Origin of the sequence: Paenibacillus sp. ISL-20 (genome assembly GCF_018613005.1) — a bacterium.
Taxonomy (GTDB): Bacteria; Bacillota; Bacilli; order Paenibacillales; family Paenibacillaceae; genus Paenibacillus_AQ.
In genome coordinates this window covers 182,318-201,876 of record NZ_JAGGRD010000024.1, presented here as the reverse complement: position 1 = coordinate 201,876, position 19,559 = coordinate 182,318, and the positions used below count along the sequence as shown (strand labels likewise).

General features: G+C 50.0%; 18 protein-coding genes. 13 read left to right on the top strand and 5 right to left on the bottom strand.

Translation table 11 applies throughout. The features are described 5' to 3' along the window. Positions 1–13 precede the first annotated feature (13 nt). From J7E85_RS15490 to J7E85_RS15475, 4 genes are all read left to right on the top strand, one after another. Positions 14–898: a hypothetical protein gene (locus tag J7E85_RS15490; protein WP_215159212.1), complete on the top strand. Its 885-nt coding sequence runs from the start codon at positions 14–16 to the stop codon at positions 896–898. A 100-nt stretch (positions 899–998) separates the two neighbouring features. After that, positions 999–2,087, top strand: coding sequence for a 3-phosphoserine/phosphohydroxythreonine transaminase (gene serC, locus J7E85_RS15485; protein ID WP_215159210.1), 1,089 nt, complete (start codon positions 999–1,001; stop codon positions 2,085–2,087). 129 nt (positions 2,088–2,216) lie between these two features. Continuing rightward, positions 2,217–2,681, top strand: a complete 465-nt coding sequence (gene trmL / locus J7E85_RS15480) for a tRNA (uridine(34)/cytosine(34)/5-carboxymethylaminomethyluridine(34)-2'-O)-methyltransferase TrmL (protein ID WP_215159208.1) — start codon at positions 2,217–2,219, stop codon at positions 2,679–2,681. 196 nt (positions 2,682–2,877) lie between these two features. Further along, a complete protein-coding gene (locus tag J7E85_RS15475; RefSeq protein WP_215159206.1) occupies positions 2,878–3,132 on the top strand; it encodes an AbrB/MazE/SpoVT family DNA-binding domain-containing protein in 255 nt (84 codons plus the stop codon). A 281-nt stretch (positions 3,133–3,413) separates the two neighbouring features. On the opposite strand, the gene J7E85_RS15470 is transcribed toward J7E85_RS15475, so the two are convergent. Together J7E85_RS15470 and J7E85_RS15465 are read right to left on the bottom strand one after the other, a co-directional pair. Next, a complete protein-coding gene (locus tag J7E85_RS15470) occupies positions 3,414–4,499 on the bottom strand; it encodes a phosphodiester glycosidase family protein (RefSeq protein WP_215159204.1) in 1,086 nt (361 codons plus the stop codon). Then, a complete protein-coding gene (locus tag J7E85_RS15465) occupies positions 4,496–4,903 on the bottom strand; it encodes a hypothetical protein (RefSeq protein WP_215159367.1) in 408 nt (135 codons plus the stop codon). The genes J7E85_RS15470 and J7E85_RS15465 overlap by 4 nt, the downstream gene beginning before the upstream one ends. Positions 4,904–5,284: 381 nt before the next feature. Between J7E85_RS15465 and J7E85_RS15460 the strand changes: the two genes are divergently transcribed. Then, on the top strand, positions 5,285–5,941 hold the full coding sequence (locus J7E85_RS15460; RefSeq protein ID WP_215159202.1) for a DNA-binding response regulator: 657 nt from the start codon (positions 5,285–5,287) through the stop codon (positions 5,939–5,941). 108 nt (positions 5,942–6,049) lie between these two features. Beyond that, positions 6,050–7,264 carry an aminotransferase-like domain-containing protein gene (locus J7E85_RS15455; RefSeq protein WP_215159200.1) on the top strand — a complete coding sequence of 405 codons (1,215 nt, stop codon included), beginning with the start codon at positions 6,050–6,052 and terminating at the stop codon, positions 7,262–7,264. Positions 7,265–7,401: 137 nt separating this feature from the next. On the opposite strand, the gene J7E85_RS15450 is transcribed toward J7E85_RS15455, so the two are convergent. Then, a complete protein-coding gene (locus tag J7E85_RS15450) occupies positions 7,402–8,175 on the bottom strand; it encodes a DUF2161 family putative PD-(D/E)XK-type phosphodiesterase (protein ID WP_215159198.1) in 774 nt (257 codons plus the stop codon). 266 nt (positions 8,176–8,441) lie between these two features. On the opposite strand from J7E85_RS15450, the gene J7E85_RS15445 reads away from it, so the two are divergent. Both J7E85_RS15445 and J7E85_RS15440 read left to right on the top strand, forming a co-directional pair. Continuing rightward, the gene (locus J7E85_RS15445; protein ID WP_215159196.1) at positions 8,442–10,337 is read left to right on the top strand and encodes a PrkA family serine protein kinase; all 1,896 of its coding nucleotides are present in this window, start codon (positions 8,442–8,444) and stop codon (positions 10,335–10,337) included. A gap of 213 nt (positions 10,338–10,550) precedes the next feature. Next, on the top strand, positions 10,551–11,612 hold the full coding sequence (locus J7E85_RS15440) for a protoglobin domain-containing protein (protein ID WP_215159194.1): 1,062 nt from the start codon (positions 10,551–10,553) through the stop codon (positions 11,610–11,612). A 130-nt stretch (positions 11,613–11,742) separates the two neighbouring features. Here the strand turns inward: J7E85_RS15440 and J7E85_RS15435 are convergent, their stop codons facing one another. Further along, positions 11,743–13,134 (bottom strand): SpoVR family protein, encoded by a 1,392-nt coding sequence (locus tag J7E85_RS15435; RefSeq protein ID WP_215159192.1) that lies wholly within the window; start codon positions 13,132–13,134, stop codon positions 11,743–11,745. A 286-nt stretch (positions 13,135–13,420) separates the two neighbouring features. On the opposite strand from J7E85_RS15435, the gene J7E85_RS15430 reads away from it, so the two are divergent. Then, positions 13,421–15,217: a S9 family peptidase gene (locus tag J7E85_RS15430; protein WP_215159190.1), complete on the top strand. Its 1,797-nt coding sequence runs from the start codon at positions 13,421–13,423 to the stop codon at positions 15,215–15,217. A gap of 65 nt (positions 15,218–15,282) precedes the next feature. Here the strand turns inward: J7E85_RS15430 and J7E85_RS15425 are convergent, their stop codons facing one another. Beyond that, complete coding sequence (locus J7E85_RS15425) at positions 15,283–16,257, bottom strand: cation diffusion facilitator family transporter (RefSeq protein ID WP_215159188.1); 975 nt, start codon at positions 16,255–16,257, stop codon at positions 15,283–15,285. A 328-nt stretch (positions 16,258–16,585) separates the two neighbouring features. Between J7E85_RS15425 and J7E85_RS15420 the strand changes: the two genes are divergently transcribed. The 4 genes from J7E85_RS15420 (at position 16,586) to glpX (ending at position 19,471) form a co-directional block, all read left to right on the top strand. Further along, the gene (locus J7E85_RS15420; RefSeq protein WP_076324443.1) at positions 16,586–16,759 is read left to right on the top strand and encodes a GapA-binding peptide SR1P; all 174 of its coding nucleotides are present in this window, start codon (positions 16,586–16,588) and stop codon (positions 16,757–16,759) included. A 209-nt stretch (positions 16,760–16,968) separates the two neighbouring features. Continuing rightward, on the top strand, positions 16,969–17,631 hold the full coding sequence (locus tag J7E85_RS15415; protein WP_009595798.1) for a helix-turn-helix transcriptional regulator: 663 nt from the start codon (positions 16,969–16,971) through the stop codon (positions 17,629–17,631). Between the two features lie 13 nt (positions 17,632–17,644). Next, positions 17,645–18,451 carry a pyruvate, water dikinase regulatory protein gene (locus J7E85_RS15410; RefSeq protein WP_215159186.1) on the top strand — a complete coding sequence of 269 codons (807 nt, stop codon included), beginning with the start codon at positions 17,645–17,647 and terminating at the stop codon, positions 18,449–18,451. A 42-nt stretch (positions 18,452–18,493) separates the two neighbouring features. Then, positions 18,494–19,471, top strand: a complete 978-nt coding sequence (glpX, locus tag J7E85_RS15405) for a class II fructose-bisphosphatase (RefSeq protein WP_215159184.1) — start codon at positions 18,494–18,496, stop codon at positions 19,469–19,471. The last annotated feature ends 88 nt before the right edge of the window (positions 19,472–19,559 follow it).

The window sequence follows — 19,559 nt, the reverse complement described above, 5'->3', positions numbered from 1 at the left end:
TGGAGCGATTGTTTTGGAACATCAATTAGCAAACGGACAACTGGAAGTCGACATAGCGGAAGTCGGTCGTTATCAAGGGACGCGTTTTGACCGGACCGGTTTCATTACCCAGGTCAAATTGACCGAGAGCGGTCACACATTCTGTGTTCATGAGTTTGCGGATGGGTTTAACCCTCAGGCCGGGTCCGGATTGTGCAACGAGTTTGGACTGCATGAGGGGATGGGCTATGCAGAGGCCGAAGTAGGTGGATGGTTTCCTAAATTAGGAGTGGGCCTTCTCAAACGGGTCAGCGAGGACCCGTATCATTTTCAGTATACGTATCCGGTGGAACCTTTCAATGTGGATATCACTTCGGATGACGTGAGCATTTCATATACGATGCATCCTAGGAACGTCAAAGGGTATGCGGCAAAACTCGTTAAGAAAATCTCGATTCAAGACACGACATTGACGATAGGTTATGAGCTCTGCAATGAAGGGAGCCAAAGGATGGATACGGAGGAGTACATTCATAATTTCATAGGGATTAACGAAGAGCTGGTAGGACCAGAGTATAAACTGAAGTTACCGGTCCCTGTCCGCTTTACGGAGGTCGAATCGGATTATACCTCGGCTCTGCTGTCTGTTCAGGATAACGAGGTGGGCTGGAATGCCAGACCGGATAAGCCCTTTTATGGGAGAATGGAAGGCTTTAACGGCAGCGATTATCCTTATTCCTGGGAGCTTACGCACAGCTCCAGCAGGGCGGGAGTCAGGGAGATCAGCGATTTTCCGGTTGCGCATATGGCCCTGTGGGGGACCGGCCACGTTATATCGCCAGAAGTGTTTATTCGATTAAGCCTGGCACCCGGAGAAAAGAGATCCTGGAGTAGAAAGTACCAATTCTTCTGTTGGTAGCGGAGAATTCAATGTGAATAATTACACTTGAAGGTCTATGGGATTGTTGCTATGATTAGCGTTAATTAGCATTCATAGTAGAGAAAGGGTGGAGAGTCTTTTGAGCAAGAGAGCATACAATTTTAACGCAGGACCTGCTGCATTGCCGCTTGAAGTGTTGGAGCGCGCCCAGGCCGAATTCGTCAATTACGGGGATACCGGCATGTCGATCATGGAAATGTCTCATCGCGGCGCTGTGTATGAAGCGGTTCATAACGAAGCGCAGGAGCGCCTGCTGTCGCTGCTGGGGAATCCATCCGGCTACAAGGTGTTGTTCATCCAAGGCGGTGCAAGCACGCAATTTGCAATGATTCCGATGAACTTCTTGGGACAAGGCCAGGTTGCGAACTATGTAATGACGGGAAGCTGGTCTGACAAGGCGATTAAAGAAGCCAAGCTGATCGGCGAAACTCATGTGGCAGCCTCCTCTGAGGAGAGCAAGTACATGGCTCTGCCCAGCCTTAAGGACATCAAGCTGTCGGATCATGCAGCTTACCTCCATCTGACTTCCAATGAAACGATTGAAGGCACACAGTTTAAGGAATTCCCGGATACCAGTTCGGTGCCGCTTATCTGTGATATGTCGAGCGATATCCTCAGCCGTCCGTTCGATTTGAACCAATTCGCGATGGTCTATGCGGGCGCTCAGAAGAACTTGGGGCCGTCCGGCGTTGCGGTAGTGATCGTCAGAGAGGATATGATTACAGATTCTCCTAAACATCTGCCGACTATGCTCCGTTACAATACGTATTTGAAAAATAACTCGCTGTACAATACACCACCTTCTTTCGGCATCTATATGATCAACGAAGTGCTGAAGTGGATTGAAGAGAAGGGTGGCCTGCAAGGCGTTCAAGAGATGAACCGCAAGAAAGCCGCACTCATCTATGATGCCATCGATAACAGCCAAGGCTTCTACCGCGGCTGCGTGAATGCAGAGGTGCGTTCCAATATGAACATTACGTTCCGTCTTGCCTCTGAGGAGCTGGAGAAGGAATTCGTGAAGGCGTCGGAGCAAGCAGGCTTTGTCGGTCTGAAGGGTCATCGCAGCGTCGGCGGTTTGCGGGCTTCGGTCTATAACGCCGTTCCGTATGAGAGCGCTCAGGCGCTGGTAGAATTCATGCAGCAGTTTAAGAACAGTCACAGCTAAAATCATACAAGATTACACAATGATAACCTTCCGCCGGTTCGGCGGAAGGTTATTTCTGGATATCCCGGGAAATCGGGAAGGAATCGGTTATAATAAAAATAAAACAGAAGAAAAGGTGGACTTATCAACATGGCATTACACATCGTACTAGTCGAACCGGAAATTCCAGCCAATACGGGCAATATCGCCAGAACTTGCGCCGCAACGGGCACACATCTGCACTTGGTCCGTCCGCTCGGTTTTAATACAGACGACAAGACATTAAAGCGCGCCGGGCTGGATTACTGGTATGCCGTACATATTGAATATCATGATTCCTTTGAGGAGTTAAAGGCACTTTATCCGGAAGGACGTTATTACTACGCCACGACGAAGGCTACCAAGCGTTACATGGACATTGAATATCAAGACGGGGATTTTTTGGTGTTTGGCAAAGAAACCAAGGGATTGCCTCCGGAGCTGCTAGCCGCAAATAGCGAGCATTGTATTCGCATGCCGATGACCGATAAGGTTCGTTCACTGAATTTATCCAACTCTGCAGCGATTATGGTATATGAAGCACTGCGTCAATTGGATTTCCCGGGTATGGTATAAGTTTTTGCAAAACTTTGAGTTTTTTGGGGAATATCATCCAGTATACCTAGTTGATATTGAAAAAAACTAAGAAATTCTTAATTTCCAGCAGGATTCGACAACTTTTTATCGAACTATTATACTAGGCCCTTGTTATCAGTTCTGAACTGTGGTGTCAGAAATCACTTGTTGAAAATGAAAGAGGTGTACAATCGTTATGAAACCTGCTGGTGTTGTTCGTAAAGTTGATCAGCTGGGAAGAATCGTTCTGCCTAAGTCTCTACGCAAGAGATATCAAATGAACGAGGGGGATCCCGTAGAAATTCTTGTACAGGGGGACCATATTATATTGGAGCGCTATCGTCCGAAATGCGTCTTCTGTGGTTCTATGGACGGAGTTAGCGAGTTTAAAGAGCGCTATATCTGTTCACAATGCATGTCCGAAATGCTGCAGCTTCCGAAACATGCCTAGTACCTCAAATGAATTACCTTTTGCGCATCGCTAATGAGCGGTGCCTTTTTTGTTCCTCAAAAAAATAAAACTCCCCCGATATACGAGGGAGACGCCTTACAGGCCTTTGGTTTTATCATCATTGTATGCCGCGGTCCAAATGCCAACCATGTAAAGGGCGAATACGAGCATGACGATCCAAAATGTTAATGAGAACGACATTCTTGCCACCTCCTGCTAAGCTAACCTTATTATAACCACCTTGAGCCAAAAAATAAACGAGAATATGAGTGCCGATTCTATCATTTGAAAAATAAGAAGTGCGTGGGTACCGGGCGCAGACTTCCGTCCGACGGTTTGTTTACGACCCGGCCGTTTAGGATTAGGGATGCGGACCCGCCGCCATCCAGATTATAAGCGTCAATCACGCCCAAATTTTTAAGCTTGTTTTGCAGCTCTTGCAGCGTGGCCCCCGATTTGCCCTTCTCATCATATCCTTCGGTAACCAGGATGAGCAGCTGATCGTCCTTGTAATTGCCGATGACGGTACGCGGTGCCCGGCCGGGGGCCGTTCTCCATTTTTCGGGAATTGTTGTTTTGCTGCCGTTTTGGAGCAGCACGGGTACAAAGGTAGCACCGAACATGGGATCGAGCCGGTCAAGCTCGCTCTGGCTGTAGAACTTGCCACCGATCAGCTTGCCGGACTTGCTCATGCCGACAAAGGCAAGATCCTTAAAGCTCGGTTGAAACCCCGAGACGTATTTGCCATCATAATAGGTTGTGCTCAGCGGATGTCTGCCCCCGTTCCCGTCAGCGTATCCACCGGCATTAATCCCTGCAACCGCACCATGCCGGCTTACGGCACGCATGGTGGTTTCTACAGACCCGGGTCTGCCGTTTTCGCTCCCTAGCGACATCTTCATCGCGGAAGGATCCTTCAATTTGACCTTCATCGCATATCCGTGATAGGTACCCGGGTTGATCTTGTATAACTCAATTCGAATCCGGTCACTGTTAACCGTTTCGATAGGGACACCCAGTTTGGTTGTGATCCGGCGATTATAGATTTGATCCGGGCGCGCGGCTTGTGCTTCCGCTGTTTGCAGAATGGTTCCTACCGTGGCGGTCGTTTGTCGATAGAGTTTGGCCGTTTTTTCAATGGAGGATATCGTCTGTTCCGCATAGACAGCGGCTTGATCCAAATCCTGTTTGATCACGGCGGACTGTTCCGATATGCTGCCGGATGGTATGTACTCCTCGGTTTCGTGCGACAGGCGCGGCGGTGCCGTAATTAACCACATACATAGCAGCATTCCGATAAAAGGTGCAATGGCCAGCATAAATGTACGGTTTAACTGCTTGGGACGGATATACTTCAGTGTTCTCACTTCAGCAGCTCCATCTTGCGTTCCAGCTCTTTCAGCTGTTTCTCAACTTGGTTTAGTTGACTGTACAGCTTGTTGCTGTTGTCTGTTTTGCCGCTAGCTTGATCCTTGGTAAAGGTCAGCAGCTCATTAAACGACTGAACCTTGCTCTGCATTTCGTCCATTTCCTGGACCAGCTCGTTAAACCTTTGGTCGTACTCCGCTTTGAATGCCGCCATCTCCTGGCGCGTATCCTGCTGCAGCTGCACCACGACTTGCTCTTTCAAGTGATTGCTATATAGGTAGGCTGCGGTGGTACCCAGCCCGATGAGAACAATCCAAAATACCCAGAACCATTTGGTGGATGGCCCCTTTTGCTGTGTTTCCTCACGGGATTTATAGGGGGTATTGTGTTCCTGCTCCAACATTGGCATTTCATCACCCCTCAAAAACTATCATTTTTTCCAAATTTCATTCTAACATGTCAGGATTACTTTCGCAAAGACGAACTAATAGCACTTGTTTTTATGAAAAATAGATTGCCTAGAAAGATAGAGTGGGATACAATCTGTATAGATTTGATTATCAAACAGGATACATATAAGACATTCGCCATGCATACCGTCAAAGGCCCTGCGCCTATAGGATTAATTAACCTTATTTCTACACGAATAACGGCTCCGAATTGCGTCTATCCATATCTGCAAACAACGGAGATTCGCAATGCCGGATATGTAAGAAATTGACGGCGCTTACTAAATAGAGATACTAGAGATTCAAGTTTGCTGATACAGGAGGTCTATTAGAAAATGAATCAGGTTTGGCGGGTAGTTATCGTCGGCAGTCAACCTACAAGCATGCTGGGAACAAAATTGATTTTGGAAGAGCAGCAGGATCTGCTCGTTGCGGGAATGACATCCTCGGATTCAGAAGGGCTTCGAATGGTCGGGGATTTGCTTCCTGACTTGGTACTATTGGATTATCATTTGTCGGAACATACCTCGGAAGCCGTATTGGAGCAGATGAAGCAGCTGTCCCCTAAGACCCATGTCGTCATTATGACCGACAATGATGGCCTTCCGTTGCTGCAATCCTTGATCAGCCGCGGTGCAAGCGGCCTATTGTCCAAACAGGCATCCACCTTTCAGCTCATACATATGATTACCGGACTCCGGGAAGGCGTTGCCTCGCTGCCGCTCGACTGGGTAAGGCAAGGCATCTGGCCGTTAACGGCCTCTGCAATGAACGAAGGCGGACTCCAGCTCTCCGAGACGGAGGCTTTTATAATGGAACGGATCGTCCAGGGCATTACATACGACAAAATCGCCATGGAAATTCAGGTAAGCCGCCGCTCAATTGACAATTACCTCCGCAAAATCTATGTGAAGCTGGGGGTATCCACTCGTGCGCAGGCGATCGAGAAGTATGCCCTGTATACCCGCCAAGGCCGGCAAATATATGCCTAATGCAGGATTAAGGTATAATATATAAATATCAGGAATACCTATTAGAGGTTGTAAGAGGCTCCTGAATACAAAACCGAGGTTTTGATAACGGTTAGAGGAGGGACTTCCATGCAGTTTTCCTTTGCTTCCCGTGCACAGACCCTTTTGTCATCCCCGCTGCGCGATATCAGGGAACTTGCGAAGCGGGATTCTTTTATTTCCTTGGCAGAAGAGCTGCCGGCCGAAGAGTTATTTCCTTTGCATTCTCTGGCAGAAGCGGCGACATCGGTGCTCTCCGAGGACCCGCTCGCCTTGCAGTACGGTGAGGCAGAAGGGTATGGGCCGCTGCGCGAGTGGCTGAGCGAGGACTTTTCCCGGCGTAAAGGCCTGAGTGTCCAGCCTCAGCATATTTTGCTGACAACGGGCACCCAGCAGGCCATCGATTTGCTGGTCAGGGTGTATGTGGACCCGGGCGACCCGGTTCTGGTGGAGAATCCAACCTCACCGGGACTGCTCCAGGTGCTGCGCCTCCAAGGTGCCGTCATCGTGCCTGTGGAGGGAGATCAAGACGGGATGCTGCCGGAGCACCTGGAGACCATGATTCGGCAGCACAAGCCGAAGCTGCTTATGGCTGCGCCCAATTTTACCAATCCGACAGGCGTGATGTGGAGTTTGGAACGGCGTAAGCAGGTGCTGGAGCTGTGTATCTCACACGGACTTCTTATTGTGGAGGATGATTCTTACGGTGATCTTTATTTTGCGGATCCCAAGAATCCGAAGCCCCGAATTCCTTCCATCTTCTCACTTGAGGAGCCGCAGGGAGGACATGTTCTGTATGTGGGCTCGTTCAGTAAAACCGTTGCGCCAGCGCTGCGTACGGGATGGGCTGCCGGGAACCGGCGCTTGATTGAGATGATGACGGCCGTGAAGCAGATGGCCGACTGGCAATCCAGCATGCTGAACCAGCGGATGCTGCACCATCTGCTGGAATCGAAGCATTTTAAGCTGGAAGATCATATCGGCATGCTTAATCGGGAATACGCAACGAGGCTCAAGCTGATGGTGGAGCTGCTGAAACGCAGCGCGTGGAAGGATTCGAAGTATGCAGTGCCTCCTGGGGGGATGTTTCTCTGGGTACAGCTGCCTCCGGGCTTGAATGGGGATGCGCTCCTAAGAGCTACTCTATTAAAAGGAGCCGCTTTCCTGCCAGGCTCGATGTGCTCGGCAGCTGATCATACCCGTGAGTGTATCCGGCTGAATTTTACGCATCCGGGGCGGGATGAACTGCTGCTGGGCATGAATCTCATCAGCGAGGCCGTAATGGAGTTTACAGCCCGGAATTAGACATGGAAGGTTTCTTTTTACGAATCGTGTATAACATAGCAAAGCTGCTGATGGAGCCTGATTTCAGGTTCGGAAGAGAATCAGCAGCTTTTTTTCATGGGCGAATATTTACTTGTTCGAAGGTCTGCATCCAGAATTTATGATTTCAATACGGTAGCATAGTCTGCCAGGGCTTGTACGCCGGCCGGTGTCAGCACGTAGCGTCCGCGGCTCACCCGACGGAACCAGCCGTAGTAATTGCGCTGCAGAATGTCAGCCGCTGATCCAACGCCGCTTCGATCCCGCACAGCCGCGGGAGAAATACCGGGCAGCATCGCAGGGGCAGTTTCTTTTTGAAGCTCATGCCCCTCCTGTAATTCAGAGCTCCGCTGCTCCACTTCAGCTGCATTCATGGCAGCAGCCACGCGCAGCGTCTTCTCGCGATAAGCGGTAACCAGCTTGGCTCTCGTTACCCCACCTGTGTTGTAATCACCGCTGCGCTCACGAAATTCATACAACAGGCGTTCCTTGCGTCTGATGGCGGTCCTTCCCTTCTGTACCGCCATTTCCGGCTCACAGAGCACCTCGATGAAGGGTGCTTTGGTTTTGTAGAAGGTGACCGTAATGAGTCCCAATCCCAATCGTCCGCAAAGCCCCGTCAGTTCCGCCCAGCGCTGATTGACCGCTCCTTTCTTCGCCCGGCTCTTCTCAACGGCTAGGTAAACGTACGGGGTCAGCTTCAACCGCTCGATGCCCTGGAGCAGAAGGGCCAGATTGAATGTTTTTTTCAGCTCCACGATCAGCGGTTCATCGGCGCCTTCTTTCATACCGACCAGATCGCAATTGCGTACCTCGCCTTTGACTTCATATCCGTTCAATTCAAAAAAGGCCTTCAGGGGAGCGTACAGCTCGGCTTCATGCTTTATCGCCATGATGACTCTCCTTTAATTCGAAAGATGCTTTAATGTCAAGTTAATGTAATTTCAGTATAGCATGGGGACGGCTCGCGTGGCGTACCCGAGTGTAGAATGGACCGGTGGTTAGATAAAATTGCATGCGCATGACTTCGAAAATAAGGTCAACTATTCCAAGTAAGTCGCATAGGTATGTAATACACTTTTTCGAAAATGGAATGTTTTCTAATGACGCTGTGGAATGGAAGCCAATCCCCATAAACAGACTCATAGGAGGTAGCGAAATGGATATTTTCGAACGCATAGCATCATATCGGGCAGAAGGCGACCGTTTGGCGTGGAGCGGCACATTCAGGGAATACATTGAAATACTTAAGAAGGATCCCTCTCCAGCCATGACGGCACATGCCCGTGTATATGACATGATCGAATCCTACGGTTTCGAAGAGAGCGGGGGTCAGAAAAAATATAAGTTTTTTGAACAGGAAATCTTCGGTCTCGACCGAGCTGTTGAGAAACTCGTTGAGGAATATTTCCATTCCGCGGCTCGCAGACTGGATGTACGCAAACGCATACTGCTGCTTATGGGGCCCGTCAGCGGCGGGAAATCGACGCTGGTCACGCTGCTGAAGCGCGGTCTGGAGAAGCATTCCCGTTCCGATCGGGGGGCTATATATGCGATATCCGGCTGCCCGATGCAGGAGGAGCCGCTGCATCTGATTCCACTGGAGCTAAGACCCGAAATCGAGAAGGAGCTTGGCGTCCGAATCGAGGGCAATTTGTGCCCGGCCTGCCAGCTCCGCCTCAAGACCGAATACGGCGGAGATATCGAACAGGTTGAAGTCGAGCGGGTATTAATCTCCGAGGACAACCGCGTCGGCATCGGTACATTCAGTCCGTCCGATCCCAAGTCGCAGGATATTGCCGATTTAACCGGCAGCATCGATTTCTCCACCATCACGGAATACGGCTCGGAGTCGGATCCGCGTGCCTACCGCTTTGACGGTGAGTTAAACAAAGCGAACCGCGGTTTGATGGAGTTCCAGGAAATGCTGAAATGCGACGAGAAATTTCTGTGGAATTTGCTCTCCCTGACCCAAGAAGGGAACTTTAAAGCGGGTCGGTTCGCGCTAATAAGCGCGGATGAGCTGATTGTGGCCCACACCAACGAATCCGAGTATAAAGCTTTTATCGCCAATAAGAAAAATGAGGCGTTGCAATCGCGGATGATTGTCATGCCGATTCCGTATAACCTGAGAGTTAGCGACGAGGAGAAGATCTACTCAAAGCTGATCGGCCAAAGCGATATGAAGCATATCCACATCGCGCCGCACGCGCTTCGTTCTGCCGCGATATTCTCCGTTTTGACGCGCCTGAAGGAAACGAAGAAGCAAGGGATGGATCTGATCAAGAAGATGCGAATGTACGACGGGGTGGAAGTCGAAGGGTATAAAGAAGCAGACCTGAAAGAGATGCAGAATGAATATTTGGAAGAAGGCATGTCCGGGATTGATCCGCGATATGTCATTAACCGGATATCCAGTGCTTTGATTAAGCAGGATCTTCAGTGCATTAACGCGCTGGATATGCTGCGGGCGATCAAGGATGGACTGGATCAGCATGCTTCGATTGCTAAGGAGGAGCGGGAGCGCTATCTGAATTTTATTGCCGCCGCACGCAAGGAGTATGATGATCTGGCGAAGAAGGAAGTCCAGAAGGCCTTTGTGTATTCCTTCGAGGAGTCTGCCAAGACACTGTTCGAGAATTATTTGGATAACATCGAAGCATTCTGCAACTGGACGAAAATTCGCGATCCGTTAACGGATGAAGAGATGGATCCGGACGAAAGATTGATGCGTTCGATCGAGGAGCAGATCGGCGTCTCGGAAAACGCGAAGAAGGCTTTTCGAGAGGAGATCATGATTCGCATCTCGGCTTATTCCCGGAAGGGCAAAAAGTTCGAGTATCACAATCATGAGCGCTTGCGCGAGGCGATTGAGAAGAAGCTGTTCACCGACCTGAAGGATATCGTCAAGATTACAACCTCGACCAAAACGCCGGATGCCGTGCAGCTGAAACGGATCAACGAGGTTAGCTCCAGACTGATCGAGGAGCATGGGTACTGCCCGGTATGCGCGAATGAGCTGCTGCGTTATGTGGGCAGTCTATTGAATCGGTAATACCGGATAGAATAATGGAATGCCATGAGAAGCCGCCTAAGAAGTTAGGGTGGTTTCTCATGCTTCGGGATGAAATAGCCCGGTTAGAAGGTGCAAATATACACACAATTAGGACTTTAGCATTATGTCCAGGTGGTAAATATAGTCTATAATGGACCCTAAGTACTTGAACCTGTGAGATGGATCACGTTATTTAGGAGTGGATTTTTCGAAATGATTGATGTTTCCCCGAAAAGACGCCAACAGTTGGAGTATATCGGATTGGATGAACAAGGGTTGGAACTGCTGGCTAAACATCGTGATGTGTTTGCGAAGGTGGTTGAAGAGGTCGTTAACCGGTTTTACGCGCAGATTGGGACGCAGCCGCAGCTGATGCAGATTATCGAGCGTACCTCGACCGTGGAACGGCTTAAGGAGACTCAGCGGGTATATTGGATGTCACTTGCGGCAGGGAGAGTGGATGATGCTTATATTGCCGAACGGATTAAGATCGGACAAGTTCACTCCAGAATCGGCCTGAAAACAGACTATTACCTTGGAAGTTACATGGTTTATCTGGACATCGCCACCGATTTACTGAAGCAAATCGTGCCGGATCAGTGGATCCAAGTGGTGCATGCGCTGAGCAAGATGTTTAATTTAGACTCCCAGCTCGTCCTGGAAGCTTACGAAATGAAAGAGAAAGAGAAAATCAGCAATTTGGTCTCGGATCAACAAAGAGTGTTGGAAGCGATTACAAATGCAGTTCAAGAATTGACCGCCATGATCGTGGAGCTGGATCAAAGCGCGGCGTTAATGGCAGACAATGCAATCAAAACAGCAGAGGCACAGGATAAAGCGCATACACTGACTTCCGAGCTGGGTGAAGAAATTCTGCATATTGAGCAGATGGGGAGCTTGATCAGGGAAATCTCGGATCAGAGCCACTTGCTCGGTCTGAATGCGGCGATTGAGGCTGCTCATGCCGGGGAATTAGGCAGAGGCTTCGAGGTGGTTGCCGGGGAAGTCCGTAAGCTGGCCACCAACTCCAAGAAGGCGATGGATGAGATTCAGGACAAGGTTAGCGGCATTATTCGCAAGCTGGGTCTTGTGGAGCAGGAATCGGAAAAGACGTCCATGAACGCACGTAATCAGGCGGCAAGCTCGCAGGAATTGGCTGCTTTTGTGAAAATGATGGAAAAGCTGGCTGATGATTTGGAATCGCTTCAACATGAATATGATGTTCAGAAGCACGATGTCCAGGAGGAAACTGTATCCGAGAAAGTAAACGTATAACAGGGACCTAAGAAGCGAATAGATTAATGATATCTGTAAACAACAGCAGCACCCGCTTTGAGGAGGATTCCCTCATGTGCGGGTGCTGTTTGTTATATGGCGCCTATATTGTCCTTCAAGCATTGCGTTGTTAAATAAATCGCCGATGGAGCTTCTTGCCGTCGTAGGAGAACAGGATCGGTTTGCCCTCGATCATGCTGTGCAGATGCACGGGTTTGCCCCAGAGCCGGTAAACATAGGGGATGGTGCGCTCCATATATTTAAGGTCAAGTTCAATGCCCTCGTACAGATGTTTGATCATCAGCTCACCGGAGCGAAGATGATCGCCATCGGTCACCACGAGAAACGGCGAGCCGCCGTTTACGCGGGAGACGACCAGCTGGTCGCGGATATTTTCCCACGCCTTGTCGGTGATTTTCCACTCCGGGCCTTTTTTCTCAAATACATACAGGTCCAGATCCTCCACCAATTCCTTTGTCAAATAATTGCGCAGGAAGGAGATATCGGAGTCGTATTCGCGGACATCAAACATCTTCTCCCGATCCCAGCGGCGTTCGATATCCTCGAAGATTTTCAGCCCAAGGTAGTAGGGGTTCAGGCTGTGGCGCGACGGCTGCACGACCGAAGCGTTAAGCTTGGCGAATTCCACCGTTTCCTCGCTGGTTAGGTCCATCTCCCGCAGAATACGCTGATGCCAGTACGAAGCCCAGCCTTCATTCATGATTTTGGTTTCCATTTGCGGCCAGAAGTACAGCATCTCCTCTCGCAGCATGCTCATAATGTCCCGCTGCCAATCCTCCAGAATGTCGGAGTGCTCCTGGATGAACCACATGATGTCTTTCTCCGGCTCGGGCGGGAAGCGTTTGGGTGACGCCGGCAATTTGTCGGCTTTGTCTTCACCGTCTTCGTCCATAGCCCATAAATCGTCGTACCGGCCGGGAGGCTTCTGCCGCTTGGCTTCCTCCTTCTGCGCCTGCATCCGCCGTGCGGTGTACCGCTGCTTATCAAGTTTATCCGGTCTTATGATATGCGGATCCACATGCTCTTGAATCGCTAGCACGGCGTCAATAAACTGCTCAACCGCCTCCGTGCCATGTTCGATCTCATAACGGGAGATGCGCTCGGCAGTAGCCGACATGCTCTCGACCATATTACGGTTGGAGACGGAGAAGCGGGCGTTGTTTTTAAAGAAATCGCAGTGTGCAAGGACATGGGCGACTATGAGTTTATTCTGAATCAGGGAGTTGCCGTCCAGGAGAAACGCATAACACGGATTGGAGTTGATCACGAGCTCGTAGATTTTGCTAAGGCCGAAGTCGTATTGCATCTTCATTTTATTAAAGGTTTTTCCGAAGCTCCAGTGGCTGAACCGGGTAGGCATGCCGTAGGCACCGAAGGTGTATATGATGTCTGCCGGGCAGATCTCATATCGCATAGGGTAAAAATCAAGGCCAAAGCCTGTAGCGATCTCGGTAATCTCCGCAATGGAACGTTCCAGTTCCGCGATCTCGTCTTGGTGCACGAGAATCCCCCCTTCGTTATTAAAAACATGGTTCTTATCATTTATATGGAATCTTGGTGCAGATATGCGGGCTGAAGAGGGAATCCGTGAACGGATGATGGCAAACGCACAGGCTGGCCTTAGGTCAAAAAGTGCCTCATCTCGATCCACAGTCGTAGCAATCTGCCAGACTATGTAATGATGCCCCTTAGAAAGCTTTGCGTTATAATGGGATTAATCCAGTGGTTGGCAAACTTCTCCATTTATTAACCGTTGGATAATAAAATGAGGTCAGGGAGGCAAATGAATGATCGAATTTCCTAAACCGGATGTGGAGCAATTTTTTCAAACGTATGGCATTCGTACCTTCGGAATCAGCGCAGACGAGTCAAGGCTCGTGTTCAGCAGCAGTCTGAACGGAAAGTTTAATTTATGGGCCATGGAGTTAGAAGGGGAGACGTCCTACCCTTACCCGCTTACATACAATGACCAGATCGCAAGCTTTATCAAGCTGGACCCGGAAGGGCGACATATCTTAACGGCGTTTGACCGTGACGGGAATGAAAACTATCAGTTTCATGCGCTGCCCTGGAGTGGTGGCGAACCAATGCCTTTGTTTGAAGGGGCTGATGCGGATGACAAACATTATTTCGTTCATCTGTCAGAGGACGGCAAGCGCTTATATTACGCCACGTCGAAAGACAATCCATCCTTCCTGAACTCGCGCGTATACCATCTGGATACCAAAGCGGATCAGCTGCTGCTTGAGGGCCGGGATACGTCAACGAATATGTGTGCCGTCAGTCCCGACGAGAAAACCATCGCGTATACCCAAATGTATGCCAACACCTACTATGTCAGTTACGTGAAGCGTGAAGGCGAAGAGCCGTTGTGCTTGACACCTTCTCCTGAACAGGTGCATATCTCGGGTGGTGTGCTGTTCGCCAGCAATGACCAGGTCATTTTCGCAACGGATTACGAATCGGAATTTTCATATGTAGCCACTTACAACATTCCTCAGCAGAAGTTTGAACCGCTGTGCCGCATCGACCGGGAGAGTATCCAGCTCTTGCGCTACCATAAGGATTCACGGACTCTCTATATCGTCACGGAAAAAGGGGTGGAGGATCGACTGTATGCCTATTCGCTCGACAGCGGTGAGTTAACCGCCATCCCTCTTCCATCAGACATTGTCGAGCAGCTGAACGTGACGAAATCCGGCAATCTGTACCTGCTGGCCCGCGGAGCCGTGAAGCCGCTTAACATTTACCGGTATGCGGATGGCGCATGGAGCATGATCACGAAGAATGTCCTGACCGGATTAACCGACGAGGACATGGTGACGCCTGAGGTCGTAACGTATCCCTCTTTTAACGGCATGGAGATCGAAGCCCTCCTGTTCCGTGCCAAAGACCACGTGACGAACGGTTATACTGTATTTTGGCCGCATGGCGGCCCGCAAGCCTCGGAACGCAAGCAGTTCCGTTCGATGTTCCAGTATATCCTGGCCAAAGGGTATCACATCTTCTGCCCGAACTTCCGGGGAAGCACGGGTTACGGCAGCTCCTTCGTGAAATTGGTGGAGCAGGATTGGGGCGAGGGACCACGTAAGGATTGCTTGGCAGGCATGGATTGGCTGTTCGAGCAAGGCATATCGAGCCGTGAGAAGCTCTTCGTGATGGGCGGAAGCTACGGCGGTTATATGACTCTGCTGCTGGCAGGGCGTAATCCAGAGTATTTCAAAGCGGCCATTGATATTGTCGGAGTCAGCAACCTGTTTACCTTCTACAACTCGGTACCCGAGCACTGGAAGCCGATTATGAAACGCTGGATAGGCGATCCGGAACGGGATAAAGAACGCTTTATCAAGGATTCGCCGATTACGTACCTGGATGAAATGGTGAACCCGATGCTGATCATCCAAGGGGCTAACGATCCGCGTGTCGTCAAAGAGGAGTCTGACCAAATCGTCGAAGCTTTGAGGGCGAAGGGCCGTGACGTGGAATATCTCGTGTTCGAAGACGAGGGGCATGGCATTACGAAAAAGGCGAACGAAAAAATCGCTTATGCCCGGATGGTCGAATTCCTGAAGCGCAATCAGTAAGAGTCGTATGAAAAAAGAGGCGTACCCAAGGTCCATTCGGACTCTGAGGTACGCCTCTTTTCCCTTTATTTATCTATAGTCTCGCTCGGATTCCAGAGCTTGATTCCATCGTCCTCCAGGATGCCCAAGGTCACATCCGAGATGTTTGGATCCTGGGTCAGCAGGGCGTTGATTCTCATTTTGGAATGGCCGGCCTCGGCCAGGGTCATCCCTTTCTTCAGTTCAATGTAGGCCTCCACATGATAGTTGCGGCCTTCCTGCAGGATGCGAAGACGATTGATATCGCGGACATCCGGATCGCCGAGAATGATTTGGGAGATCTTCTCTTCCACTTCATTCGGGGCAGCGACTCCGATTAAGCCGACCATATTGTCATATCCGACCTTAAAGGCGACGCCTACCATCAGGCAGCCGATCAGGATTGTGGCGATTCCATCCAGGATGAGGAAGTTAAAGAAATATGCGAATATAATGGCAACCAGAGCAAAGAGGGCGCCAAGCGTAGCCACGATGTCTTCATAGAACACAAGGCGTGTAGGCGGGGCAGCGCGGCTGGCATTTTTGAAAGCGGCGGGCAGCAAAGCAAGGCCGGATGCTTGAATGCGGGTTTCCTTCATGATCTCTTTCATGGCTTTAACCAGTATGGAACCGTCAATGATAACGGCAATGGCCAGCACAATAAAATTAAGCCAGAAATTCGTGGCTTCTTCCGGATGTTTTAACAGCTTGATACCTTTCAGTATCGTTTCGTAGGCCATGATGGTAACCACGATCACCGCGACCATACAGACCAGATTAATGACCCTGCCGAATCCGGTGGGGAACTTCTTGGTCGGCTTCCGCTCGGCCAGCACACTGCCTACGAATACAAACCCTTGGTTTACGGCATCGGCCACCGAGTGCATGGCGGATGCAAACATCGTACCGCTGCCGCTAACGGATGCTGCAATTCCCTTGATTATGGCCAGTCCCGTGTTGCCCAGTGCCGCTATCGCGGATGAGGTGTTTCCTTTCTTAATGAGCTGCCATGTGTTATTCAATCCAAACCCTCCGTCTATAATGTCAATTTCTATTAAATCTGAAGTATATGTTATCATATCATGCCAAATTAAGGGTATCCCCTATCCTCCACACATGAATCATGATGACATAAATATTACTCAACATGTTTTTTGTTTCATTATCATAATTTACTCATATCTTCATTTCTTACCCAATACATTAAGAATATAGTGGAAAATAAAGGGATGTATGTTAGGCGAAACGGTTGGTCTGGTCTTCAGTAAGATGTGGCGAATCGAGTTACCCCTTGATAACAAAGCGTAAACAGCCTTGCAGCGAAGTGAAAAAACATAAGGAGGAAATGTTATGAAAGCGTTAACAAGTCCAGAGGCAGCGAAAGGCAAGGCAAACGAGGAATGGGGCCTGATTATATGCTCCAGATGTGATGAAATGGTGGACACGATTCCAACCGACGGAGTGAAGATCATTTATGGATTTTGCGGTAAAGGAGAATGCAAAGGTACAGACCCTCAAGATTAAACAATTGATAATGGTTAGATGAAAAGTAAATACAAACACAAAGCATGCTTATGGGGGGAGGAAACTTTCCTGAAGCATGCTTTTTTAGTGGATTTATAACTTATTTTGATGGGCATCAAAAAAATGATTAATACCTAATTATGTATTTTTGGACGAAAATATGTTGCATATATATTATATATGACGTATTATATCGGCAAGTAGAGGAAATGCACGCAGGAGGGATCACTATCGAACTGACGACAAGGCAGCAGGATATCGTCGATATCGTAAAAAAACATGCACCGATTACAGGAGATCAGATTGCGGAGATGCTGAATGTCAGCCGAGCCACCCTTCGTACCGATTTGTCCAAACTGGTGGTTCTGGATTATATTGATGCCAAGCCAAAGGTAGGGTACTTCTTGGGAAAGCGGGGTACGCGCGACCGGGAGGAGAAGTTTCGCCTGCTCAAAATGAAGGTTGGCGATCTGCATGGTGTTCCGGTTATTGTGCGTGAGACCACGACGATTCATGAAGCCGTTGTATCCTTGTTTCTGGAGAACGTGGGGAATCTGATCGTTACCGATGCCGACGGCCATTTGGCCGGGATTGTGTCCCGTAAGGATTTGCTTAAGGTAACGCTTGGTAACCCAACGGCATCCTCCATGCCGGTAAGCCTGATTATGACCCGCCGGGCTAACGTGACAACCGTGCAGCCGGAAGATACGGTGCTGGATGCCGCGCGAAAAATCATCAATCATCAAATCGATAGCCTGCCGGTTGTTGTTCCATCCACCACGGGGAATCCGGGGGAACACTGGAAGGTTGTGGGTCGGATTACAAAAACGAATATTATCAAAATGCTGCTCGACATGGTAGCCGAGGAATAATGGGAGGAATCGGATGAATCAGGCATTAACTCATTTCATAGCAATCTGTTCGGACTCCATTGGGGAGACGGCTGAAGCGGTTGTGCAAGCTGCATTACGCCAGTTCGAGCTTCCGAATACAGAAATTAAACGTTATATGAACGTTCGCGACGAGGATGAATTGACCGAATTGATGGAGGAGGTGGCGCGGCGCGGAGGCTTCGTGGCTTACACGCTCGTGCAGCCGGAGCTTCGCGAGGTGATGCGGGAGGAAGCCGTGCGGCTCAACATTCGTACGGTGGATATTATGGGACCGATGATGCAAGCCTTTGCCGATACGTTCAACGACTATCCCAAACGACTGCCGGGACTGCTGCATCGCTTGGACGACAGCTATTTCCGGAGGGTCGACGCGATGGAATTCGCTGTCCAATATGACGATGGCAAGGACGTCAGCGCCATTTTGAAGGCGGACATCATTTTGCTGGGCGTATCCCGAATCTCCAAGACGCCGCTATCGATGTTCCTCGCTCATAAAGGCTACAAAACGGTCAATTTCCCGATCGTACCGGAGATGTCGCCCCCTTCACAGCTTAGAGAAGTAACGGATGGCACGATTATCGGACTTACGATCGAACCGAAGCATCTGCTCAAAATCCGCAGCGAGCGCTTAAAGGTCATGGGATTGCCGCACCAGGTGCAGTATGCATCCCTTGAGCGGATACAAGAGGAACTGGATTATGCGTTGTCGCTGTATGCGGAGCTCGGATGTCCCGTCATCGATGTTACCGATAAGGCGATTGAGGAATCCGCAGGACTGATTATGAATTATTTGAAATAAGTTGCATCGGTAAGGAAAAAAGCTTAAAGGAGGGATTCATTCATGGAGAGTTCATTAGCATTGGAGCTTGTAAGAGTGACGGAGGAAGCGGCGCTGCAATCCGCCCGGTGGACAGGAAGAGGTGACAAGAACAGTGCTGATGAAGCCGCGACGGTTGCCATGCGCAAACATTTTGATTCCGCAGCGATGGATGGGGTCGTTGTCATAGGGGAAGGCGAGATGGATGAAGCGCCCATGCTGTATATTGGAGAGCGCGTAGGGAACCGGAAAGGTCCGAAGATGGATGTAGCGGTGGATCCGCTCGAAGGGACGGAAACGGTGGCCAGCGGGCTGAATAACGCGTTGTCCGTGATTGCGGCAGCTCCCCGCGGAACCCTTCTGCATGCACCCGATATTTACATGCATAAGCTCGCGGTTGGACCCGAGCTTGCGGGCAAGCTGAGTTTGAATGATCCGATTGAGGTAACCCTTCGAAAAGCATCGGAGATCCTATCAAAGCCGCTGTCGGAGATGACGGTATCCATTCTCGATCGTGAGCGACACAGCGCGATGATCAAGGCTTTGCGTGAGTCCGGGGTAAGGATTAAACTGCTGAGCCACGGAGATGTCATGGGAGCGATCGAGACCTGCACGGACAGTGAGGTCGATCTCTATGTGGGCTCAGGAGGAGCTCCGGAAGGCGTTCTCGCTGCCGCCGCTTTGAAATGCCTGGGTGGAGAAATTCAGGGACGGCTCATACCGGAGACACCGGAGGATTTTATCAGATGCCAGGACATGGGGTTGAAGCATCCCGAGCAGCTGCTGACGATGGAGGATATGGTAGGCAGCGAAGGCGTATTATTCGTTGCTACCGGAGTGACAGCTGGCGATTTCCTGCGAGGTGTGAAGTATATGCCAGGTCAGCGGGCCGAGACGCATTCCGTCATGATGTACTCCGGCACGAGAACCGTCCGTTATATCCGCAGCGTTCATCATCTGTTTCACAGCAGTGAAACCTTAGCTGCCGCTGCATCTTCTTGATGCTTACGCAGGGCATCTATAACATAAAGGCACTCCGAAGGTTAGCCATCCTTCGGAGTGCCTTTATGCGTTGTTAACGGTTTGGCGC

What these genes read in the sequence shown, in the direction of transcription:
- trmL (WP_215159208.1), top strand. Translation starts at nt 2,217, where the DNA reads ATGGCATTACACATCGTACTAGTCGAACCGGAAATTCCAGCCAATACG.
- J7E85_RS15475 (WP_215159206.1), top strand. Translation starts at nt 2,878, where the DNA reads ATGAAACCTGCTGGTGTTGTTCGTAAAGTTGATCAGCTGGGAAGAATC.
- J7E85_RS15465 (WP_215159367.1), bottom strand. Translation starts at nt 4,903, where the DNA reads ATGTTGGAGCAGGAACACAATACCCCCTATAAATCCCGTGAGGAAACA.
- J7E85_RS15460 (WP_215159202.1), top strand. Translation starts at nt 5,285, where the DNA reads ATGAATCAGGTTTGGCGGGTAGTTATCGTCGGCAGTCAACCTACAAGC.
- J7E85_RS15455 (WP_215159200.1), top strand. Translation starts at nt 6,050, where the DNA reads ATGCAGTTTTCCTTTGCTTCCCGTGCACAGACCCTTTTGTCATCCCCG.
- J7E85_RS15450 (WP_215159198.1), bottom strand. Translation starts at nt 8,175, where the DNA reads ATGGCGATAAAGCATGAAGCCGAGCTGTACGCTCCCCTGAAGGCCTTT.
- J7E85_RS15445 (WP_215159196.1), top strand. Translation starts at nt 8,442, where the DNA reads ATGGATATTTTCGAACGCATAGCATCATATCGGGCAGAAGGCGACCGT.
- J7E85_RS15440 (WP_215159194.1), top strand. Translation starts at nt 10,551, where the DNA reads ATGATTGATGTTTCCCCGAAAAGACGCCAACAGTTGGAGTATATCGGA.
- J7E85_RS15430 (WP_215159190.1), top strand. Translation starts at nt 13,421, where the DNA reads ATGATCGAATTTCCTAAACCGGATGTGGAGCAATTTTTTCAAACGTAT.
- J7E85_RS15420 (WP_076324443.1), top strand. Translation starts at nt 16,586, where the DNA reads ATGAAAGCGTTAACAAGTCCAGAGGCAGCGAAAGGCAAGGCAAACGAG.
- J7E85_RS15415 (WP_009595798.1), top strand. Translation starts at nt 16,969, where the DNA reads ATGCACGCAGGAGGGATCACTATCGAACTGACGACAAGGCAGCAGGAT.
- J7E85_RS15410 (WP_215159186.1), top strand. Translation starts at nt 17,645, where the DNA reads ATGAATCAGGCATTAACTCATTTCATAGCAATCTGTTCGGACTCCATT.
- glpX (WP_215159184.1), top strand. Translation starts at nt 18,494, where the DNA reads ATGGAGAGTTCATTAGCATTGGAGCTTGTAAGAGTGACGGAGGAAGCG.